Source organism: Aeromonas ichthyocola, from assembly GCF_046087985.1.
In the GTDB taxonomy this organism is placed as follows: domain Bacteria; phylum Pseudomonadota; class Gammaproteobacteria; order Enterobacterales; family Aeromonadaceae; genus Aeromonas; species Aeromonas rivipollensis.
In genome coordinates, this window is the sequence record NZ_JBJSWH010000004.1 from 22,481 (window position 1) to 43,269 (window position 20,789).

Sequence of the window (20,789 nt, forward strand, 5' to 3'; positions counted from 1 at the left end):
GTGGGTGATGTCGCCATGCCTACATCAGGGCTGGCTGGGCACCTTGTCCCGGCGGGACTTCCACCACCAGCGCAGGCGGATCTGGGAGATCAGCATGCCAGCCAGCATCAGGGCACAACCCACTATGGCCCGCTCGTCCAGATGCTCCCCCAGCAGCAGCACACCGCCGATGGCGGCGAATACTGTCTCCAGGCTCAAGATGATGGCGGCGTGGGCCGGATGGGCACCGCGCTGACCGACCACCTGCAGGGTGTAGCCGATGCCGACCGAGACCAGCCCCGCGTAGAGCAGGGCCTGCCAGCCCGCCACGGCACCGCCGAGGGTCGGGGTTTCGATGACAAAGGCAGTGCCAAGACTGAGCAGGCCGCACACCACGAACTGCACACCCGCCAGGCGGATAGGGGCGACCCGGTTCGAGTAGTGATCCAGCACCAGCAGGTGAATGGCCCAGAACAGGGCGCCGATCACCTGCAGCAGATCACCGTAGCCTATGGTGAACTCCTCGGTCACGCTGAGGTAGTAGAGCCCGGCCATGGCGATGAGGGCACCAATCCAGGTGTTGGCCCCTGTCTTGTGGCGCAGGGCCAGGCCGATGACGGGCACCAGTATGATGTAGAGACCCGTGATGAAGCCCGCCTTGGCGGCCGTGGTGTAGAGCAGCCCCACCTGTTGCAGGGAGGCGGCGCTGAACAGCACGCCCCCGGCGATCAGGCCCCCGACCAGCAGCAGGCGGCGATCGCCTGCGGGTGACCCGGTTTGCGGCCTGGGCTGGCGCGACTTGAGCCACCACAGCAGCGGCAGCAGGGAGGCGGCACCGAGCAGGAAGCGCAGGCCGTTGAAGGTGAAGGGCCCCATGTGATCCATCCCCAGGCGCTGGGCGACGAAGCCCAACCCCCAGATGGCGGCGGCCATCAATAACATCATGTTTGAACGCATACGGATTCATCCCTGAGAGAGCAGTGACAGGGGCACTCGGGCCCCTGTCAGTACGATACCCGTCTGCGGGGGGGGTTGTCGCCGGTGATTTGCAATCAGATGGGGGCCAGCCCGGGGACGCTATCAGCCGCTTGCCAGCCTGGCGAGCAGGGGCAGCAGGGCGAGCATCAGCAGGTTGCCCCTGAGGATCCAGATCACCCAGAACTGCTGCTGGATGGAGACTATGGGGGCGCGTCCCTGACGCAGGGAGCGGCGCCAGTGATGGAACAGCCGGCTGGGGTAGCCGAAGCTGAGGGCCATGGCGAAGAACAGCAGCAGCTTGGTGCGATAGCCGGGATTGGCCAGCAGGGCCGCCGGTTGCAGCGGGTGGGCGAGCACCATGAGCACGCCTGTGATGAAGATGAGCAGCAGCGCCAGCGCCGCCAGGCTGTCCGCCAGCAGCAGCTTGCGTACCTGTTCGATGGACATGCCGCGCCGGAACAGAAAGTACTCCGAGGTGATGGCGCCGGTCAGGGTGATCACGGCGCAATAATGGAGCGCTGTCAGCAGTTCCGGGTTCAACATCCGAGCCAGTTCCTTCTCGTTGGCCACATGGCAAGCTTCCCTTTGGACGCCATAGAGCGGGGCTGATATTCTGACACTACACGACGTCGGGGGATAGCAGGAGTCAGGGTTGGATAAACGAGCAGTCTCCAAAAAGACCTGGTCCCTGGTAGCCCGGATGCGTCTGGGCCTGTTGCTGTTGTTCATCCCGGTGCTGATGCTTGGGGGTATCTACTACCTGCACATGGAGCGCAGCCTGCAACAAGAGTTGCAACAGCGCCTGCTCGCCACCAACCACCAGTTGCGTCACGTCTTCATCGAACCCTATCTGCACGAAATGGAACGCCAGTTCACCCTCATCTACGACCAGGTGAAGGTGGACGACATCAGCGGCCTCCGACTGAACAATGCCGAGTCCTACCTCAAGGAGTGGCGCCTCTACAAGGGGGTCATGGCAGACCTCATCTACATCTATGTCGGCACCGCCGAGCGCCAGATGCTGATCTACCCCGAATGGCAGGCGGATGCGGGCTTCGATCCCAGGACGCGCCCCTGGTATCGGCTGGCCAGCCAGCATCTGGGCAAGATGGTCTGGACCGAGCCCTATTACGACTACACCAACGGCAACCTGGTCATCGCGCTGGCGCGGGCCATCACCGACAAGGAGGGCAAGGTGCGCGGGGTGTTCGCGGTGGATGCGGTGCTGGCCCCCTTCTCCGCCCAGCTGAACCGGCACCTGGGCGACGGTTACCAGATGATCGTCAATCAGTCCGGCAAGGTGCTGGCCCACCCTGACCCGTCCCAACTGCTCAAGCCCATGGCCCACCCGAGCTGGCTCTCCCGCTTCAGCCAGGAGGATGGCATCTTCCTGGATCAGGATTCCCGGCAGTTTGTGGCCTACAGCCGCCTGCCCGAGCGCAACTGGGTGCTGATCAGCGTGCTGCCGGCGTCGAGCATCCAGGCCGTGGTGGCGCGGGCCTCCCTCAACGTGCTCGGGGTTGTGGTGCTGGCCAGCGTGCTCTATGCGCTGCTGGCCCTGGTCTGGTCCCGTTACTTCAGGCGGATGCTGGACGAGATCTCCACCATGATCCGCGCCAGCAGGATGCCGCCCGATGGGGTACCCCAGGGGGGAATGCACGAACTCAGGCACGTCTATGCCGAGCTGGCGGAGGTGAGCAAGGATTACCACGAGGCGCGCCAGCACGCGAACCTGGACAAGTTGACCGGCCTCTACAACCGCCGCTTCTTCGACGAACGCCTGAACCGGCTGCTGCTGGAGCAGCACGCCTTTTGTCTGGCCATGATCGATCTGGATGGCTTCAAGCTGGTCAACGACAACTATGGTCACCAGACCGGGGATGTGGTGCTCAAGCGGGTGGCCAAGCTGGGCAACCAGCTGCTGGAGGATCACGGCTGGGTCTGCCGCTACGGGGGCGAGGAGCTGGTGGTGTTGCTGGCCAACCCTGACATCCACTTCTGCCAGATGCTGCTGGAGCAGTACAGGATAGGGGTCGCGTCCCTGGACTGGCGTGAACCCGGTCTCGGGATCACCTTCAGCGGCGGCCTGGTGGCGAGCGTCCCCGGTCTGGATGCCAAGGGGTTGCTCGATATCGTCGATGCCGAGGTGTATCGCGCCAAGCGGGATGGCAAGAACCGCATCTATCTGGGGGGCGTCGCCCCCTTGGCGCAGCACGAGGTGCCGCCGGCAGACGATGGGGTGCTGCGCAAAGAAGAGGCCTGAAGGGCCTCTTCTTCATTCAGCGGTTCAAGGGAGCAAGTGCCACTCCCACAGGGGCCAGCCCAGCTCTTCGGCCTGCTGGCGCAGCGCGGGGGCCGGATTGACCCCGTGGGGATGAGTCACAGCCCGCAGCATGGGCAGATCGTTGTGGGAGTCGCTGTAGCCAAAGCTCCCCTGCCAGAGGTTGTCCCGCCCGGCAAAGAGCTGGTTGATGCGGGCCACCTTGCCTTCGCGAAAACTCAGGGTGCCGCGGGTCTGGCCGGTCAGCATCCCCTCTTCCTCGTCGAGCAGTATGGCGACGCAGTGATCCATCCCCAGCATCTTCGCCATGGGGGCCACCAGATGCTCGCCGGAGGCGGAGATGAGCACCAGCTCGTCGCCCCGCTCCCTATGCCATTCGATGCGCGCCAGCCCCTCGGGGTAGAGGCGCTCGCGCAGCACCTGCTCGGCAAAGTGGTGGCACTGCTGGCTAAGCCACTGGCGCGTCTTGCCCACCAGCGGCTGCAGGGTGAAAGCCATGTACTGGTGCATGTCCATCTTGCCCTGATGGTAGAGGGACATCATCCCCTGCTCCTCGGCCACCATGCCCGCCGGGGCCAGCTCCCCGGCCACCATGTACTCCAGCCAGAGGCTGGCGGAATCCCCGGCAATCAGGGTCTCGTCCAGATCAAACAGTGCCAGTGCCATGAGGGCTCCTTGCGGTAACAACGAAAATGAAACGAGGCGTCATGCTACCTCACACAGCTGATCCCGGGCCACCGCCAGGGTCACGGCGCTCCCCACAGCCAACAGATCGCCAGCCGAGCGGTTGAGGCAATCCACCGTCAGCAGCCCCGCCTCGCACTCCACCTGATAGCGGATCACGTTGCCGAGCAGCTGTTGCTGGCGAACGATGCCGGGCAGGCTGGGCTCGCCGCTGGTCGCCCCGGCGGGCAGCAGGGTGATGGACTCCGGCCGCAGCGCCAGCTTGCCCTGAAAACGGGGGCCGAACAGCGACTTGCCCTGCTCGGCGCCGAGCAGGTTGTAGTTGCCGATAAAGCCCGCCACAAACTCGCTGGCGGGGCGGGTGTAGATCTGCTCCGGCGTGCCGCTCTGCACTATGGATCCCTTGTTCATCAGGAAGATCCGATCCGACAGGGTGAGCGCCTCCTCCTGATCGTGAGTCACGAAGATGGTGGTGAGTTCGAGCCGCTGCTGGATCTCGCGGATCTGCTGGCGCAGGCTGCGGCGGATGCGGGCATCCAGCGCCGAGAGCGGCTCGTCCAGCAAGAGGATCCTTGGCCGTACCACCAAAGCGCGGGCCAGCGCCACCCGCTGGCGCTGACCGCCGGAGAGCTCCCCCGGATAACGGCGCTCGAAGCCGGTCAGCTCCACCAGCTCCAGCGCCTCTTTCACGCTGGCCGCCAGCTCACGCCCCGGCTGGGGTTTCATCTTGAGGCCGAAGGCGACGTTGTCCCACACCGTCATGTTGGGGAAGAGCGCATAGCTCTGGAACACCATGCCTATGCCCCGCTTCTGGGGCGCCTGCCAGGTAATGTCTTCCCCGGCCACCCGAACCTGACCGCCACCCACCGGGGTGAGTCCGGCCAGCGCCCGCAGCAGGGTGGATTTGCCGCAGCCGGAGGGGCCGAGCAGGGTCACCAGCTCCCCCTTGCGGATGCCGAATTCTATCCCCTCGAATACAGGAGTGTCGCCGTAGGATTTGTGCAACTGATTGACTTCTAAATGAAACATCTTGGATCACCGATGAAATCTGTTGGCTGCCCAGGTGAGCAGCAGGGTCAGCAGGAAGTAGCTCATCACCAATGCACTGGTGAAGTGGCCCGAGGTGGCACGCATGTTGTAGAGGTAGACCTGCAGTGTCTCGTAACGGGTGCCCACCAGCATGTTGGCAAACACGAACTCGCCGAGCAGGAAGGAGAGGGAGAGAAACAGCGCCGCCAAGAGCCCCTTGCGCAGGCAGGGGATCACCACCAGCAGAAAGGCGCGGCGGCTGCTCGCCCCCAGCAGATGGGCGGCATCCATCAGATCCCTGAGCGGCACCCCTTGCAGGCTGTTGGCCAGCGCCCGGTACATAAAGGGCAACACCACTGTGAACCAGGTGCCGATCAGGATCCAGGGCGTGCCGATAATGGGCAGCGGGCCGTCGGCGTAGATCTGCAACAACCCCACCGAGGAGACCACGGGCGGCACCGCGAAGGGGAGCAGGATCAGCAAGTTCATCCAGGGATCCAGTTTGGGGAAGTAGTAGGCCACCACCAGCACTGTGGGCACCAGCACCAGGGTACCCAGCAGCAGGGTGGCGAAGCAGACCAGCAGGCTGCGGCCAAAGGCCGCGAGAAAGCGCGGATCCCCCCAGAGCTTGAGATACCAGTCGAGGGTGAAGCCATCCGGCAGCAGGGTCGCCCCCCAGCGGGTGGAGATGGAGTAGAGAAAGGTAGCCAGCAGCGGCAGCAGCAGGGTGGCGACCAGGGCTCCCAGCACCCAGCGCGGCCAGCTCGGTTGCAAATCATGCATGGGATTGCCCCCTGTTTACATAGCTCTTCTTCAGCAGCCACTGGTTGGCGGCCGTCACCACTCCCAGCAGCACCATCAGGATCACCGCCAGCGCCGCCGCCATATTGGGCTCGAGGAAGATATCGCCGGAGACCAGGCTCGCCACCCGTATGGTCACCAGATTGAAATTGCCTGTGGTCAGGGCGTAGGCGGAGGCATAGGCCCCCACAGCATTGGCAAACAGGATGATCAGGGTGCCGAGCAGCGCAGGCGTCAGCACCGGCAGCGCCACGTGCCACACATACTGGCCCTTGCTGGCGCCGAGCAGCGCGGCCGCCTGCGGCCACTCATCCTGCAGCGCATCGAACGCCGGATAGAGCAGCAGCAGAGCGAGGGGGATCTGGAAGTAGGTGTAGATGAGGATGAGGCCAGACCCCGAGTAGAGGTTGAAGCCGTCGATCAGCCCCCAGGATTTCAGCAACAGGGTGACGGCACCGTTGATGCCGAGAATGATGATGAAGGCAAAGGCCAGCGGCACCCCGCTGAAGTTGCCTGTCATGGTGACAAAGGCCAGCAGCAGCCGCTTGACCCGCTCGCCGCTGTGGCGCAGCGCCGCGGCCCCCAGGGTGCCGATGGCGAGCCCGGCCAGACTGGCGATACCGGCGATGCGCAAGGAGTTGCCGAAGGATTGCAGGTAGAAGGGGGAGCTCAAAATCTCCCGATAGTAGTTGAGGCCCCAGCCATCGGGGGTCTGGAAACTGCCCACCAGCACCCAGACCATGGGGGCGAGCTGGAACAGTATCATCAAGAGGAAAAAGGGCAGCAGCACCAGGGCGGGCAGCCAGTGGCGGCGCGCCTTGTGCTTGGTGGCCACGGGTTGATCCACGAGGATCTCGGTGGTTGCAGGCATCATCAGTGCACCTCGCGCATAAAGGCCGCCTTGAGCAGCGGGGGAGCCACCGGCTTGTCGTGAGGAATGCCCAGCAGGTCGGCCATCAGTGCGCAGAGCTGGGTCTGGGCGATCACCACCCCATCCGGCCAGTGCTCGACGAAGGCATCGCCAAAGAGCCAGAGCGGCACGGTGCGCTCCTCGGCCAGGGTGCCGCCATGGCTGAGATCGTTGTTCATACCGTGATCCGAGGTGATCACCACCTGATACCCCTCTGCCAGCCACTGGGGCAGCAGATCGGCCAGCAGGCTGTCCATCCGGCGCGCCTGGTTACGGTACTGGCGGGAATCCAGGCCAAACTTGTGGCCGGCGTCATCCACCCCCATGGGGTGGATCAGCAGAAAATCGGGGTCATGTTGGGTTCTGAGCCACTCCCCATCCATCAGCAGATGGCTGTCGGGGTAGTTGTCATCCCAGTAGAAGCAGCCGTGCTGGATCGGCAGTTGCTCGTCATGGGTATAGCGATCCCGGGCCGCCAGCCAGGGGCTGCGGTTGTAGAGTTCGCTCACCCAGTAATAGGCCGCCGCTGCGGTGCCTTTGCCCGCGGCGCGGGCCAGATGGAAGATGGAGTCGTGCTGGCTGAGGCGACTCACCCCGTTGTGGGTGATGCCGCTCGCCACCGGCGGCACGCCGGTCAGGATGCACTCGTAGAGGGGCCGGGAGAGGGAGGGCAGGGCGCAGCTCAGGGTCGTATGCAGACCGCGCCCCGCCTCCACCATGCCGAAAAGGTAGCCCATGCAATGGGCTACCTCGGCTGCCAGACCATCCACAAGTACCACTATCACCTTGTGTTGCACTGGATTTCCTTACTGCATGTTGATCATGACGGTTTCTTGCCACTGGCGCGGCAGGGCCTTGGAGCTCTGCTCCCAGGCGGCATGATCCTGCACCGGCTTGGCATTGGCATACTGCTCGGCCGGCAGCAGCTTGGCCTTGACGTCATCCGGCAGGGTCACATTGCTGCGGATGGGGCGGGCGTAGCCACGGGCCAGGTTGATTTGACCGGCATCGGAGAGGATGTATTCACGGGCCAGTTTGGCGGCGTTGGGGTTCTTGGCCCACTTGTTGATGATGGTGGTGTAACCGGCGATGACGGAGCCGTCGCTCGGGATCACCACATCAAACTTCTTGGGGTCGATCTGGTCGCGGTAGTTCAGGGCGTTGAAGTCCCACAGCACACCCACTTCCACTTCGCCCTTCTCGATGTTGGCTATGGTCGGGTCGTTCAGTGACAGGCGACCCTGCTTGGCCAGCTGGCCGAACAGCTCCAATGCAGGCTTGAGGTTCTTCTCGCTGCCACCGGTGGCATAGGCTGCCGCCAGCACGCCGTTGTTGGCCTGGGAGGCCACGCCCACGTCACCCAGGGTCACCTTGTAGTCGCCACCCAGCAGGGATTGCCAGCTGGTGGGGGCGGCCTTGACCAGATCCTTGTTGATCAGGAAGGCGATGGTGCCGGTATAGGCCAGCATCCAGTGACCGTCCGCATCCTTGGCCCAGTTGGGAATATCGGCCCAGGTGGAGGGTTTGTAGGGCTGGGTGACCCCCTGCTTGACCGCAACCGGGCCGAAGGCGCCGCCCACGTCGCCGATATCGGCGGTGGCGTTGGCCTTCTCGGCGGCGAACTTGGCAATCTCCTGCGCCGAGCTCATGTCGGTATCCTGATGCTTGATGCCGTAGATGCTGCCCAGCTGCTGCCAGGTATCCTTCCAGTTGGCCCAGCTGTCGGGCATGCCGATGCTGTGAAGCTGGCCTTCACCACGGGCGGCCTTCTCGAGATCCGCGATATTCTCGGCGGCAAACAGCGGTTGACTGATGGCCACCAGGGCCAGTGCACTTGCGATCACGCTTTTCATCATCCCATCCCTCTGGACTAGGTCAGTTAAGGTTCGAGAGGGATGCTAGAGGGGAAATATGACGGTGGCGGGGCGCTTTGATGGCGTTTTCGTGACAATCACCCTGTCATGGCGCTGTCATCAGCAGGGGTTACAACTCGGGGCCGACAGCCGCTGGTCTACTCCAGGGGCGCAAACCGGAATGACCGACAGGGACGTGACAGTGACAGAGCGATTGAGGGAACAGGGGCTGGCCGATGGCCGCAGCCCCTCCAAGTGCGAACAGATTTGCCAGACCCTGCGCCGCTATATCGGCAGCGGCCAGCTGGGGGCCGGGCAGCAGCTGCCCGCCGAACGGGCCCTGAGCGAGCGCTTCGCCACCACCCGCATCACCATCAAGGAGGCGCTCTCCAGCCTCGAAGCGGATGGCCTCATCTACCGGGCCGAGCGGCGTGGCTGGTTCGTGGCGCCGCCCCGCCTCACCTACGATCCCGCCATCCACACCCACTTTCACCAGTGGATAGGCGAGCAGCAGCGCACCGCCGAAACCCGGGTGCTGGCCCACGGCAGTGCGCTTGCCAGCAGCGAACTGTGCCACTGGATGGGGCTGGCGCCCTTCACCCCGCTCTATGAAATCCGTCGCCAGCGCCTTATCGACGGTCGCCCCGTGCTCCACGTCAGCCACCATCTGCTGGCCAGCCGCTTCCCCGATATCGCCAGCGCGCCCCTGGCGAGCTCCCTCACCGAGCTCTATCAGCAGCGCTATGGCATAGGCCAGGGCGGGGCGAGCCTGGAGATCACCCCCTCGGCGGCCCGGGGCGCCATCGCCCGTGCCCTCAATCTGGCTGAGGGGAGCGCGGTGCTCAGGCTGGTGCGGGTCAACTACGACGAGAAGGGGGCGCTGGTGGATTGCGATATAGAGCACTGGCGGCCGGATGCCATTCGCATCTGTCTGGATACGCGTGCCTTGCAGCCGCTCGCAGGCAAACTGCAGCAAACCCAGCTCGTTGATTAGGGAATATCCAGAGCGCTGACGGGCACAGTGGCCATTCGCATCTGCCTGGATACCTGGGCGATGCAACCAGCCGCAGGCAGATTGCAGACTGTTCAACTCACGGAATAACCAGACGCCAACAGAGCGGATCCCGCAGGATCCGCCGGGATCAGTTGTCGATATTGGGGATAAGGTCGTCGAAGCTCTGGTAGCCGCAGTCCGCCAGTTGCAGCGACATTGTGTAGGTCTTGCTGCCCTCCCGCTGGCCTATGGCGGGGCGGTTTAGCTTGAGCTCCTGATGCCAGTACTCCTTCATGCGATCGATGAGGGCCATGGCCTCGCTCTCGTCCAGGTGGAGCTGGCACAGCGCCATATAGTTGTTGGACTTGTGCATGTTCTCCACCAGATAGTCCCCCAGCACAGACATCGCCTGGCGTGCCTGCTGGCGGGCGAAGCGGCTGTGCTGCTCGAAGCTGATGCGCTCGCTGATGAGGAAGTGGTAGCTGTTGTCTATGCCGAGCTGCAGTATGCCGAGCTTCTCCAGCTTGCGCAGATAGAGGTAGCAGGAGGCGTCGGTCAGGCCGTATTCCCGCTTGAGATCGATCAGTGTCTTGTCGCGCCAAAAGATGTTGGCGAGGAAGGCGTAGAGACCGGGCTCCTTGTGAAACGCCTCGTCCTGCTCCTGGGTGAAGACGGCGCGGCGGCTCTGGGCATCCTGGGTGCGATCCAGCAGCTCCTCGAACGAGAGCCCCACCAGATGGCAGATCTCCAGCAGGGTGTCGAACGGCAGTGAGGGCTTGTTCATCATCCGCTTGATGGTAGCGATGGAAACCCCCATGGCTTCCGCCAGGGTCTGATAGCGGATCCCCTTGTCGGTCAGGGTCTTCTTCAGGGTGTCGAGAATGTGGTTGGCCAGGGTCTGGCTGTAGGTCATGCAACTATTCCTTTATCTGCATTTTTAGTCGTGCCAGAAAATGAGAGATTTGTCTGTATCGGGCTCAATTTTTGACACCTAGAAAAACCAGAGGGGATACGTCCGGTGATAACGGCTGAAATGGCCTGACCAGTCATGGTGCAAGGTGGCAGATAATGACACTCGATGGTGCATATCCTTCAACCTTTCAACATTTTGCTGGTGATGCATATTACATCGCACATAATCCAACACGAATCGGATTCAATACCTTCCTGGTTGAGAAAACGATTGTTTGCTTCCAATTTAAGGGTTTTTTTAACCGCAAGGTTTTATTCTTTCCTGGCATTGAGCGGAACTCGCAAGAGGTCCGCTTTTTTTCTTTTCTCCGAATTTGAGCCCGCCGTCAAGGAAGGGGCGCATTTTTTGGCACCTCCTGCACCGCCCTCCCTAGGGGTTATTCCCCCTTGCAGGGGAACAGCTTGGGGATCTCCCGTACCAGCCAGCTCTTGGCCTTGCCCATGGTATCCCGGCGCCACGCCAGCACGACCTGCACCTGATGGCGATACTCGGGGCCTATCACCTTGAGGCGTCCCGCCTTGATGTCCTCTTCTATCCAGCTCAGGGGCATGGTGCCGACGCCAATGCCCGCCAGCAGGGCATCGCGCTTCTCTCCCATGGTGCTGACGGTCAGGCGCGGCTGCTTGTCCAGCAGGCGATAGGTGAGGGCGGGCTTGCGCCGCGCCGTGTCGGCGATGGCGATGGCGCGGTAGCGGCGCAGTGTCTCGTCCGCCAGGGGCTCGGGCTCCAGGTGCAGGGGGTGATCCGGGTGGGCGACATAGAGCATCACCTCCTCCTGCAAGGGCTGATGCTTGATGCCCGTCATCATGATGTCGGGGTTGAGGGAGGAGATGAGCAGATCCGCCCGGCCATCTTCCAGACACTCCCAACTGCCCGCCAGCACCTCGGCCCGCAGCCGCAGCCGGGTATCCGTCTGTTCGGCCAGCCGTTCCACCAGGGGGTAGAGCGCCTGCAGCGGCACCAGGGCATCGACGGCTATGGTGATGTCGGTCTCCCAGCCCCGGGCCAGGGCCCGGGTCTCCCCCACCAGGTGCTCGGCAGCCTCCAGCAGCAGACGACCCTGCTCCAGCAACATGCGCCCGGCCGGGGTGAACTTGGTTCTGTGGCCGCTGCGATCAAACAGCATGGCGTCCAGCTCGTCTTCCAGCTTCTGTACCGTGTAGCTCAACGCCGAGGGCACCTTGCCCAGCTCGTCGGCGGCCGCCGCGAAGCTGCCGCGGCGGTCTATGGCGTCCAGCACCCGGATCGCCTCCAGGGTCAGCGCCCGCTCCTTGTTCGATTCCTTGGCCATATCTAACCTTCAATTTTTTTGAACATGTTTGCCAGATTATCTCGCTAACAACTTAGGGCAAGTGACTTTAATATTCAATCAACGCTTAGGCAGGAAGGCCAAGCGGCCAAATAAAAGGTAGTTCCAGGCTGAGACATCACACAGAACGATGTCTGCTGTAGGTGAAAGAACAACACACTATTTGAATAACCTCTTGCATGGATGCATTGATTCGGGCCAGACCGGCCTTGGCAATGACATAAAAACCAAGAGAGTGAATGAACATGAAAAACGTAATCAAGATGCTGGCCGTTGCAGGCCTGATGACCGCAGGTTTCGCCCAGGCTGCCGTACCGGCCGACATCAACGCCGCCCCTGGCGTGCTGTTTGTGAACTGGAACGCGACCGCCGCCATGGCTGGCAAGGCCAACCCCATGCTGGAGGTGCGCGATGAGTCTGGCGATCTGCTGGCATCGGTTCACGCCAGCCTGATGGGCACCCAGCAGGTCAAGATCCCGAGCCGCACCCAGGGCAACCTGACGGTGAGCCTGGGGGATCAAAGCAGCGACTACCGCATCCCGTTCGGTCTGGGTGACGGTCGCCAGCGTTAATCAACCGCTTACAGGTATTGGAGGAGCACACCATGATGAAATTGAGAGCCGCAGCTGAACGGGGTCATGCCAACTTCGGCTGGCTGGATGCACGCCACAGCTTCTCGTTCGGTCACTACTATGACCCGGACTGGATGGGGCACTCTGTCCTGCGGGTCATCAACCAGGATCTGGTGTCGCCGGGTGGCGGCTTCGCTACCCACCCTCATGCCAACATGGAGATCCTCACCTGCGTGCTGAGCGGCACCATAGAGCACAGGGACAGCCTCGGTCATGCCGAGCAGATCCCGGCGGGGGATTTCCAGCTGATGAGCGCAGGGTCCGGCATCCGGCACAGCGAGTACAACCCCTCGCAGACCGAGCCCCTCTCCCTGTTGCAGATCTGGATAGAGCCGAACGAAGTCGGCACTACCCCGGGTTATCAGCAGAAGAAGATAGCCACCCAGCCCGGGCTGACGCTGGTCGCGTCACCGGATGGGGAGGCGGGATCCTTCAGGATCCGCCAGCAGGCCCGCATCTGGCGACTGCAGCTTGCCGAAGGGGAAACCCTCGAATGGGCATTGCAAGGGCGTCATGGTTACCTGCATATGATTTCAGGGGAGCTGACTGGCAACGGTCTGGCTGCCCGACCCGGCGACGGCCTGCTCAGTCGCGATGAGGCGTCCTGGACGCTCACCGCCTCCGAGGGGAGTGAAGCCCTGCTGTTTGATCTGCCCTGATAGATAAATCTCGGCGAAATGAATGAGTTAACAATTAGCACTTACACTGTTATTACCAAGATGGGTAATCAAAGGAATCTGACGATGGACAAGATGAAAGATGTGGCACTGCTGGCGGGTCGTATTTTGCTGGCGCTGATGTTCGTGATGGCAGGCTGGGGCAAGATCGGCGGTTACGCCGGTACCCAGGGTTACATGGAAGCCATGGGCGTGCCCGGGTTCATGCTGCCCCTGGTGATCCTGCTGGAGCTGGGTGGCGGTCTCGCCATAGTGCTGGGTCTCTTTACCCGCAGCCTCTCGGTGCTGTTGGCCGGTTTCACCCTGATGGCCGCCTTCATCTTCCACTACCAGCCTGCCGAACAGATGCAGATGCTGATGTTCATGAAGAACCTCTCGGTGGCCGGTGGTTTCCTGGCCCTGGCGGCAGCCGGTCCTGGTGCCTTCAGCCTGGATGCCCGCCTCGGCAAGTGCTGGTAACAGCCTGATAGTTCAAGTTTTCCAATGCCTTTCGGCCGGTGCAGCAGCACCGGCTTTTTTATGCCCGCCAGGGGGCGAATGCCGGTACTGTGACGAGGCCCGCCTGGCGGTGGCAAGCGCCTTTTGCATCTTACCCCCCGATCCCCGACAATCCCATTTCGTGTGAAGTGACGGAAATGGCTCGCCTTTTCCGGCGCGCACCCCTCTTCATGAAATTGGCGGGAGTCGTCCATGTTTACCCTCTACCACTCCAATCAGCTGGATCTGCTCAAGGAGCTGCTGGTGAGCCGCATCCGGCAGGCGCCCCTCTCTCACCCCTTCGAGCACGAGCAGATCCTGGTGCAGAGTCCCGGCATGGCCCAGTGGCTCAAGCTGGAGTTGGCCAAGGCCTTCGGCATCGCCGCCAATATCGACTTCCCGCTGCCAGCCAGCTTCATCTGGGAGATGTTCACCCAGGTGCTGGCAGACGTGCCCCGCCAGAGCCCCTACAACAAGGGATCCATGAGCTGGCAGCTGATGACCATTCTGCCCGCCCTGCTGGACAGGCCCGCCTTTGCGCCGCTGGCCGCCTATCTGGGGGGGGATAACGAGGATCCTGCCCAGGATCCCGAGCAAGTAAGGTTGTGGCAGCTCTGCCAGAAGGTGGCGGATCTGTTCGACCAATATCTGGTCTATCGGCCGGACTGGATAGCCCGCTGGGAAGAGGGGGAGGGCCTTGTCGGAACAGGTAGTCAGGAGCTGGCCGGGGTGAGCGGTCAGGATTGGCAACCCGAGCTGTGGCGTGAGCTGGTGGCCCGCACCCTGGCCCTCGCGCCCAGCGGCTACCACAGAGCCAACCTCTACGAGGAGTTTATCCACGAGCTGGCGCGCACCCGTGAATTGCCGGGCAAGCTGCCCCAGCGGGTCTTCGTGTTCGGCATCTCGGCGCTGCCGCCACGCTATGTGGAGGCCCTGCTGGCCCTCGGCAGCCGACCCGAGGTGGAGGTGCACCTGTTCGTCACCAACCCCTGCCGCTACTACTGGGGGGATCTGCTGGACAGAAAAACCCTGGCGCGGCTCGAAACCAGGCTCAAACCCGGCACCGACATCGAGACCCTGCAAGGGCCCGCCAACCCGCTGCTCGCCTCCATGGGCAAGCTGGGGCGCGACTACCTGCATCAGCTGATGGAGCTGGAGGTGCCGCAAATCGAAGCCTTCGTCGATATCGACGAGGTGGATGAGCAGGGCAATATCAGCCTGCTGCGCGCCATCCAGAAGGATGTGCTGGAGCTGGCAGAACGGGGCGCCGGTCAGTTCGACCTCGACAGCAGCCATCACAAGAGCCCCATCAGCCCGGCGGATGGATCCCTGCAGATCCACGCCTGCCACGGCCCTATGCGCGAACTCGAAGTGCTGCATGACCGGCTGCTGGCGCTGTTCGAACAGGACCCGTCCCTCACTCCGAAAGATGTGGTGGTGATGATGCCGGACGTGAACAGCTATGGCCCCTACATTCAGGCGGTGTTTGGTGCCCGTGGCCAGATCCCCTTCGCTGTATCGGACAGAGCCGCGAGCCAGGAGAGCCCGCTGCTGCAAAGCTTCCTCGCCCTGCTGCACCTGCCAAATGCCCGCCTCGGTGCCGGCGAGCTGCTGGCCATTCTCGAGGTGCCCGCCGTGCTGCGCCGCTTCGAGCTGGATGACGACGAGTTCAACCAGCTGCGGGTCTGGGTGCAGGAGACCGGCATCCGCTGGGGGCTGGATGACGGCTATCCCGTCCGCTTCGATCTGCCGCCCATGTCCGGCAACAGCTGGCTGTTCGGCCTGCGCCGCATGCTGCTCGGCTTTGCCATGGGGGATGGGGAGCCGGTGGCTGGCATCTTGCCCTGTGCCGACAACACTGGGGGTCAGCAGGGCCCCTTATGCCGAGATCGAGGGTCAGCAGGGCTTGGCGCTCGGCAAGCTCGCCTGGTTTGTAGATTCGCTGGCCGAATTCCTGCCCCGGCTGCAACAGGCGCAGCCGCTGGCAGAGTGGAACGCCTGCCTGCTGGCGCTGCTGGAGCGCTTCTATCTGGCCGACGAGGATGAAGAGCGTCAGCTGCAGCTCATTCGCAGCCAGCTGGCCGACTGGCAGACCCAGCTCGGGGAGGCCCGCTTCGATCAGCCCATCACCGCCGACCTGTTGCAGGATTATCTCGGCAGCGTGCTGGGGGAGTCCCGCTCCAGCCAGCGCTTCCTCGCCGGTCAGGTCAACTTCTGCACCCTGATGCCGATGCGCTCCATCCCCTTCAAGCAGGTCTGCCTGCTCGGCATGAACGACGGCGTCTACCCGCGCACTTTGGCCCCCATGGGCTTCGATCTGATGGCGGTGGCGTCGCGGCGGGGGGATCGCTCCCGCCGGGATGATGACCGCTACCTCTTCCTCGAGGCGCTGCTGAGCGCCCAGCAGGGGCTCTATATCAGCTATCAGGGCTTCAGCGCCCAGGACAACAGCGACAAGGTGCCCTCGGTGCTGCTGGCGGAACTGATCGACTATGTGCGTCAGGGCTTCGTGCTGGCGGGGGATGAGAGCTTCGACGATGAAACTTCCGGCAAGCGGCTGCTCGAACATCTGATAGTGGCGCACCCGCTCACCCCCTACAGCCGCAACTACTTCTACCCACAGGCGGGGTCCGGCCTCTTTACCTATGCCGCCGACTGGCTGCCCGCCCTCAATCCGGTGCGCGGCGCGGCCAACTTCCAGAGCGGCGAGCTGCCTTTACCTCCCGAATGGGGCAAGGAGCAGGGGCTGGAGCTGGCGGAGCTGCTGCGTTTCTATCGCCAGCCCACCAAGTATTTCCTCAACCGTCGCCTCAAGGTGTGGTTCGAGCTGAACGAAGCCAACATCGAAGACAGCGAGCCGTTCGAGCTGGACGGCCTGCAGCACTACCAGCTCAAGGCCCTGCTGCTCGATGCCCATCTGGCACAGGGGGATAGCTCAGTGCGGCGCGAGCGGTTGCAGCTCACCGGCCTGCTGCCGCAAGGCTGGTTCGGCAGCCTGCTGCTGGAGGATCTGGACGCCGAGATGGGCAAGCTGGCGGATCGGCTGCGCCCCTGGGTTGCGGCCAATGAGGCAGAAAAACGGGCGGTGGAGATCGATATCTCCCTGGCCCAGGGCCAGCTGCAGGGGTGGATTGACACCCAGAAGGGGCGCTTGCTGGTGGTCAAACCCGGCAGCTTCAACGGCAAGGATCTGCTGCTGGGCTGGGTTCAGCACCTCTGCCTCTCATTGAGCTGCGCCCCCGGCGACACCCTGCTGTTCGATGCCAAACAGAGTCTGCGGCTGCCAGCTCTTCCGGCCGAGGAGGCGCGCCCCAGGCTGGCGGCCCTGGTCTCCCTCTGGGCCCAGGGGATGAAGCGGCCGCTGCCGTTTTTCCCCAACACCGCCTGGGAGTGGCTCAGGGCGATCGAGAAGGATCCGGACAAGCCGGAGGCAGCCGACAAGGCGGCCCTCACTCGCTTCAACGGCGGCTACATGGTGACGGGGGAGGGGCAAGACGTTTACGTCGCCCGCTGCTTCCCCGAACTGGATGACGCCGTGCTGGGCCAGTTGCAGGCCCTGGCCCGGGAACATCTGACCCCGTTGCTGACCACCCTGGAGGAGCTGAAATAATGGCCAACCCGCTCAATACCCTGCGTTTTCCCCTCCACGGTGAACGACTGATCGAAGCCTCTGCCGGTACCGGCAAGACCTACACCATAGCCGGTCTCTACCTGCGCCTGCTGCTGGGTCACGGCCCGCTCATTGAAGAGGGGGCCGATGCCGGTCAGCCGAGTGCCCACGAGCGGCCACTCTCGGTGACCGAAATTCTGGTGGTGACCTTTACCGAAGCGGCCACCGCCGAGCTGCGGGGGCGGATCCGCGGCCGCATCCACGAGGCGCGGCTCGCCTTTATGCGCGGCCATAGCAGTGACACCCTGCTGGCCCAACTGCTGGACGAGGTGGACGATCACGAATTGGCGGCCCGTCGCCTGCTGGCCGCCGAGCGCCAGATGGACGAGGCGGCTGTCTTCACCATCCACGGCTTCTGCCAGCGGATGCTGAAGCAAAACGCCTTCGAATCGGGCGCCCTGTTCGAGACAGAATTTTTGACCGACGACAGCCAGCTTCGGCTGCAGGCGGTGAGCGACTACTGGCGCGCCGAGTTCTATCCGGTGGATAAAACCCTGGCGAGCTCGGTGCGCGCGCTCTGGCCTAGCCCCGCCGCCCTGTTGCGGGAGATGAACGGCTGGCTCGACAACAGCGAGCTGGAGATACACCCGGCCTTGGGGGATGAGACCCTCGCCGCCCGCCATCAGGCTGCCATGGCCCGTATCGGGGCTGTTAAGCGCGAGTGGCTGGCGCAGGGGGACGAGATCCGCCGCCAGACCGAGGGGCAGATGAAGCTCTACACCGGCAAGAACTACGAAGGCTGGCTCGCCAAGATCGGCGACTGGGCAGAGGACGAGGGGAGCGGCTACGCGCTGCCCAAGGATCTCGAACGCTTCGGCCAGGAGACACTGGAAGCCAAGTTGAACAAGGGGAAGGCGCCACCGACCCTGCCGCTGTTCAGCCAGATCGACCAGCTGTTGGCGAGCCGCCCCGGTATTCGGGATCTCATCCTGCAACGGGCGGCCAAGGTGGTGCGCAGCCGGATGCAGGCGAGCAAGCGCCAGGCTCATCAGCTCTCCTTCGATGACCTGCTCAAGGATCTCGACGGGGCGCTCGGCTCCAGCCTTGGCGAGCGGCTCTGCGATCGCATTCGCGCCACCTACCGGGTGGCGATGATAGATGAATTTCAGGATACAGACCCCCAGCAGTACCGCATCTTCCACCGGCTTTACGGCGGCCATAGCGACACGGCGCTCCTGATGATCGGTGACCCCAAGCAGGCCATCTACGGCTTTCGCGGCGCCGACATCTTTACCTACATTCAGGCGCGGCGAAATGTGAGCGCCCACTACACCCTTGGGCGCAACTGGCGCTCCAGCGGTGCGCTGGTGGGGGCGGTCAACGGCCTGTTCGAGCGGGCGAAAGATCCCTTTATCTACGAGGCGGATATCCCCTTCCTGCCGGTGGAGGCCCAGGGCAAGAGCAAGGCGCTGCTGCTGGATGGCGTCACCGCCCCCGTGCTCCACTGCTGGCAGCTGAGCGGCCAGCCCACCTTCAACCGGGGGGATTACCAGAGCAAGATGGCCCGCGCCACGGCCGCCGAGATCCACCGCCTGCTGACCCAGGCCCGCGAGGGCAAGGCGCTGATAGGCGACAAGGCGGTGAAGGCGGGGGATATCGCCGTGCTGGTGCGTACCGGTGCCGAGGGCAAGCTGGTGCAGCAGGAGCTGGCACGGCTCGCCATCGCCTCTGTCTATCTGTCGAACCGCGAGAGCGTACTGGAGCAGGTGGAGGCGCGGGAGATTTTGCTTATTCTGCACGCCTGCCAGAACCCGAGCGAAGAGCGCAGCCTGCGGGCGGCGCTGGCGACCGGGCTCTTTGATCTGGATGCCAAAGCGCTCGATGCGCTGGCCTCGGACGAGCGGGCCTGGGAGAGCGCGGTGCAGGAGTTTATGGAGTACCGATCGATCTGGCATCGCCGTGGCGTGCTGGCCATGCTGCGGGCCCTGCTGCACAGGCGCAATCTCGCCTCCTCCCTGCTGGCGAGCCCCTATGGCGAGCGGCGGCTGACCAACTTCCTCCATCTCGGCGAGCTGCTGCAACAGATAAGCAGCGAGCTGGACGGGGAATATGCCCTGCTGCGCTGGCTGGGGGAGGCGGTGAGCCGCCCGGGCGGCCAGGATGCGGAGCAGGTACTGCGCCTCGAATCCGAGCGCAAGCTGGTGCAGATAGTCACCATCCACAAATCCAAGGGGCTGGAGTACCCCCTGGTGTTCCTGCCCTTCATCTGCAGCCACAGAACCGCCGAGACCCCGCTCTATCACGAGGCGGACGAGGGGGGCAATCGCACCATTCTCGACCTGACTGGTGCCGACCATTCGCTGGCCGAAGCGGACAGGGAGCGCCTTGCAGAAGACTTGCGACTGCTCTACGTGGCGCTGACCCGGGGCGTCTACGCCACCTGGCTGGGGCTGGCCCCGGTGCGCTCGGGCAACGGCAAGTCGGAGAAGACAGAGCTGCACCACACCGCCATCGGCTACCTGCTGCAAAAGGGCGAAGAGGGAGATGCCGAGACCCTGGCGACCGCCCTCACCGAGCTTGCCCAGGCGCTGCCCGGGGTGGTGGTCTGTGAGCCCTCGCTCACCCGTCCGGCCCCGCTGCCGCCAGAGGAGGAGCAGCTGGGCGAGCCCCAGGTGCGCCACTTTACCGGCTCCCTTGAGCGGGACTGGTGGATCAGCTCCTACTCCGGGCTGGCGGCCCAGGGGAACGGCCACGGCAAGGGGGTCCTGGCGAACCCCGGCTTCGATGACGAGGTAGTGACCGAGGCGGCGGCCGCTGCGCAGGAAGAGGAGGCGCCCCAGCCCTCCATCTTCACCTTCCCGAAAGGGGCGCGCCCCGGCACCCTGCTGCACAGCCTGTTCGAGACCATCGACTTTCAGAGCGCCGCTGGTGAGCCGCTGGCACAGCATATCGCCACCCTGCTGGCGCAGGATGGTTTTGACGAGAGCTGGGCGCCCGTGTTGCAACAGCAGGTGGAGGCGGTGCTCGATACCCCGCTGGATACTGGTTTTGGGGAGCCGGTGCGGCTGCGGGATCTGGCCCCCGATCGCAAGCAGGTGGAGCTGGAGTTCTTCCTGCCCATGGGGCGGGTGACGGCACCGGCGCTCACCGCCCTCTGCCAGCAGCACGACCCCCTGTCGCGGGGCAACAAGCCGCTGGGCTTCGCCACAGTGCAGGGGATGCTCAAGGGCTTTATCGATCTGGTGTTCGAGTGGCAGGGGCGCTGGTATCTGCTCGACTACAAATCCAACCACCTCGGCATGAGCCCGGCCGACTACAGACGTCCGGCGCTGGAGCGGGCCATGTGTGATCATCGCTACGACCTGCAATACCAGCTCTATTCCCTGGCGCTGCATCGGCTGCTCTCGCTGCGGCTGCCGGGCTACGACTTTGACCAGCACTTTGGCGGGGTTTTCTATCTCTTCTTGCGCGGCATGCCGCAAGGGGGGGTATTCCATACCCGTCCGAGTCGTGAACTGGTGCTGGGGCTCGACAAGTTGTTTAGTAAAGGTGTGATGCCTGACGATCATCGTTTAGAAAAACCAAACAAGGCAGAGGCATGA

Annotated in this window: 16 protein-coding genes and 1 pseudogene; 7 read left to right on the forward strand and 10 right to left on the reverse strand. The window is 63.5% G+C overall.

Going from position 1 to position 20,789, the window contains the following annotated elements; all coding sequences use genetic code 11:
* Nucleotides 1-24 precede the first annotated feature (24 nt).
* Nucleotides 25-936, reverse strand: a complete 912-nt coding sequence (locus ACF2JD_RS12455) for a DMT family transporter (protein WP_106885589.1) — start codon at nt 934-936, stop codon at nt 25-27.
* 123 nt (nt 937-1,059) lie between these two features.
* Nucleotides 1,060-1,500 carry a DUF2214 family protein gene (locus tag ACF2JD_RS12460; protein WP_111911773.1) on the reverse strand — a complete coding sequence of 147 codons (441 nt, stop codon included), beginning with the start codon at nt 1,498-1,500 and terminating at the stop codon, nt 1,060-1,062.
* A gap of 109 nt (nt 1,501-1,609) precedes the next feature.
* Here ACF2JD_RS12460 and ACF2JD_RS12465 point away from each other — a divergent pair, with 109 nt between their 5' ends.
* Nucleotides 1,610-3,220 carry a diguanylate cyclase domain-containing protein gene (locus ACF2JD_RS12465; protein ID WP_440987539.1) on the forward strand — a complete coding sequence of 537 codons (1,611 nt, stop codon included), beginning with the start codon at nt 1,610-1,612 and terminating at the stop codon, nt 3,218-3,220.
* 24 nt (nt 3,221-3,244) lie between these two features.
* Here the strand turns inward: ACF2JD_RS12465 and ACF2JD_RS12470 are convergent, their stop codons facing one another.
* The 6 genes from ACF2JD_RS12470 to ACF2JD_RS12495 are packed head-to-tail and all read right to left on the reverse strand — an operon-like array spanning nt 3,245 to nt 8,515.
* Nucleotides 3,245-3,904, reverse strand: a complete 660-nt coding sequence (locus ACF2JD_RS12470) for an HAD-IB family hydrolase (RefSeq protein ID WP_440987540.1) — start codon at nt 3,902-3,904, stop codon at nt 3,245-3,247.
* A 39-nt stretch (nt 3,905-3,943) separates the two neighbouring features.
* Complete coding sequence (locus ACF2JD_RS12475) at nt 3,944-4,951, reverse strand: ATP-binding cassette domain-containing protein (protein ID WP_440987541.1); 1,008 nt, start codon at nt 4,949-4,951, stop codon at nt 3,944-3,946.
* 6 nt (nt 4,952-4,957) lie between these two features.
* On the reverse strand, nt 4,958-5,734 hold the full coding sequence (locus tag ACF2JD_RS12480; protein ID WP_041206527.1) for an ABC transporter permease: 777 nt from the start codon (nt 5,732-5,734) through the stop codon (nt 4,958-4,960).
* Nucleotides 5,727-6,626, reverse strand: a complete 900-nt coding sequence (locus tag ACF2JD_RS12485) for an ABC transporter permease subunit (RefSeq protein WP_440987542.1) — start codon at nt 6,624-6,626, stop codon at nt 5,727-5,729. The genes ACF2JD_RS12480 and ACF2JD_RS12485 overlap by 8 nt, the downstream gene beginning before the upstream one ends.
* Entirely contained in the window at nt 6,626-7,459 is an 834-nt protein-coding gene (locus tag ACF2JD_RS12490; RefSeq protein ID WP_440987543.1) for an alkaline phosphatase family protein, read from the reverse strand. Before ACF2JD_RS12490 ends, ACF2JD_RS12485 begins: the two co-directional genes overlap by 1 nt.
* Nucleotides 7,460-7,468: 9 nt before the next feature.
* Nucleotides 7,469-8,515: an ABC transporter substrate-binding protein gene (locus ACF2JD_RS12495; protein ID WP_047440511.1), complete on the reverse strand. Its 1,047-nt coding sequence runs from the start codon at nt 8,513-8,515 to the stop codon at nt 7,469-7,471.
* A gap of 181 nt (nt 8,516-8,696) precedes the next feature.
* On the opposite strand from ACF2JD_RS12495, the gene ACF2JD_RS12500 reads away from it, so the two are divergent.
* Nucleotides 8,697-9,509 carry a UTRA domain-containing protein gene (locus ACF2JD_RS12500; protein ID WP_440987693.1) on the forward strand — a complete coding sequence of 271 codons (813 nt, stop codon included), beginning with the start codon at nt 8,697-8,699 and terminating at the stop codon, nt 9,507-9,509.
* Nucleotides 9,510-9,657: 148 nt separating this feature from the next.
* On the opposite strand, the gene ACF2JD_RS12505 is transcribed toward ACF2JD_RS12500, so the two are convergent.
* Together ACF2JD_RS12505 and ACF2JD_RS12510 are read right to left on the reverse strand one after the other, a co-directional pair.
* Nucleotides 9,658-10,422 carry a helix-turn-helix domain-containing protein gene (locus ACF2JD_RS12505; RefSeq protein ID WP_025328580.1) on the reverse strand — a complete coding sequence of 255 codons (765 nt, stop codon included), beginning with the start codon at nt 10,420-10,422 and terminating at the stop codon, nt 9,658-9,660.
* Between the two features lie 436 nt (nt 10,423-10,858).
* On the reverse strand, nt 10,859-11,773 hold the full coding sequence (locus ACF2JD_RS12510; RefSeq protein WP_139744813.1) for a LysR family transcriptional regulator: 915 nt from the start codon (nt 11,771-11,773) through the stop codon (nt 10,859-10,861).
* A 257-nt stretch (nt 11,774-12,030) separates the two neighbouring features.
* Between ACF2JD_RS12510 and ACF2JD_RS12515 the strand changes: the two genes are divergently transcribed.
* From ACF2JD_RS12515 to recB, 5 genes and pseudogenes are all read left to right on the forward strand, one after another.
* Nucleotides 12,031-12,363, forward strand: coding sequence for a hypothetical protein (locus ACF2JD_RS12515; protein WP_168235968.1), 333 nt, complete (start codon nt 12,031-12,033; stop codon nt 12,361-12,363).
* A 32-nt stretch (nt 12,364-12,395) separates the two neighbouring features.
* Nucleotides 12,396-13,082: a pirin family protein gene (locus ACF2JD_RS12520; RefSeq protein WP_025328577.1), complete on the forward strand. Its 687-nt coding sequence runs from the start codon at nt 12,396-12,398 to the stop codon at nt 13,080-13,082.
* Between the two features lie 18 nt (nt 13,083-13,100).
* Nucleotides 13,101-13,559, forward strand: coding sequence for a DoxX family protein (locus ACF2JD_RS12525; RefSeq protein WP_289980842.1), 459 nt, complete (start codon nt 13,101-13,103; stop codon nt 13,557-13,559).
* A gap of 231 nt (nt 13,560-13,790) precedes the next feature.
* Nucleotides 13,791-17,187: pseudogene (recC, locus tag ACF2JD_RS12530) on the forward strand (exodeoxyribonuclease V subunit gamma).
* Nucleotides 17,187-20,789 (forward strand): exodeoxyribonuclease V subunit beta, encoded by a 3,603-nt coding sequence (gene recB / locus ACF2JD_RS12535; RefSeq protein WP_440987544.1) that lies wholly within the window; start codon nt 17,187-17,189, stop codon nt 20,787-20,789. Before recC ends, recB begins: the two are co-directional and overlap by 1 nt.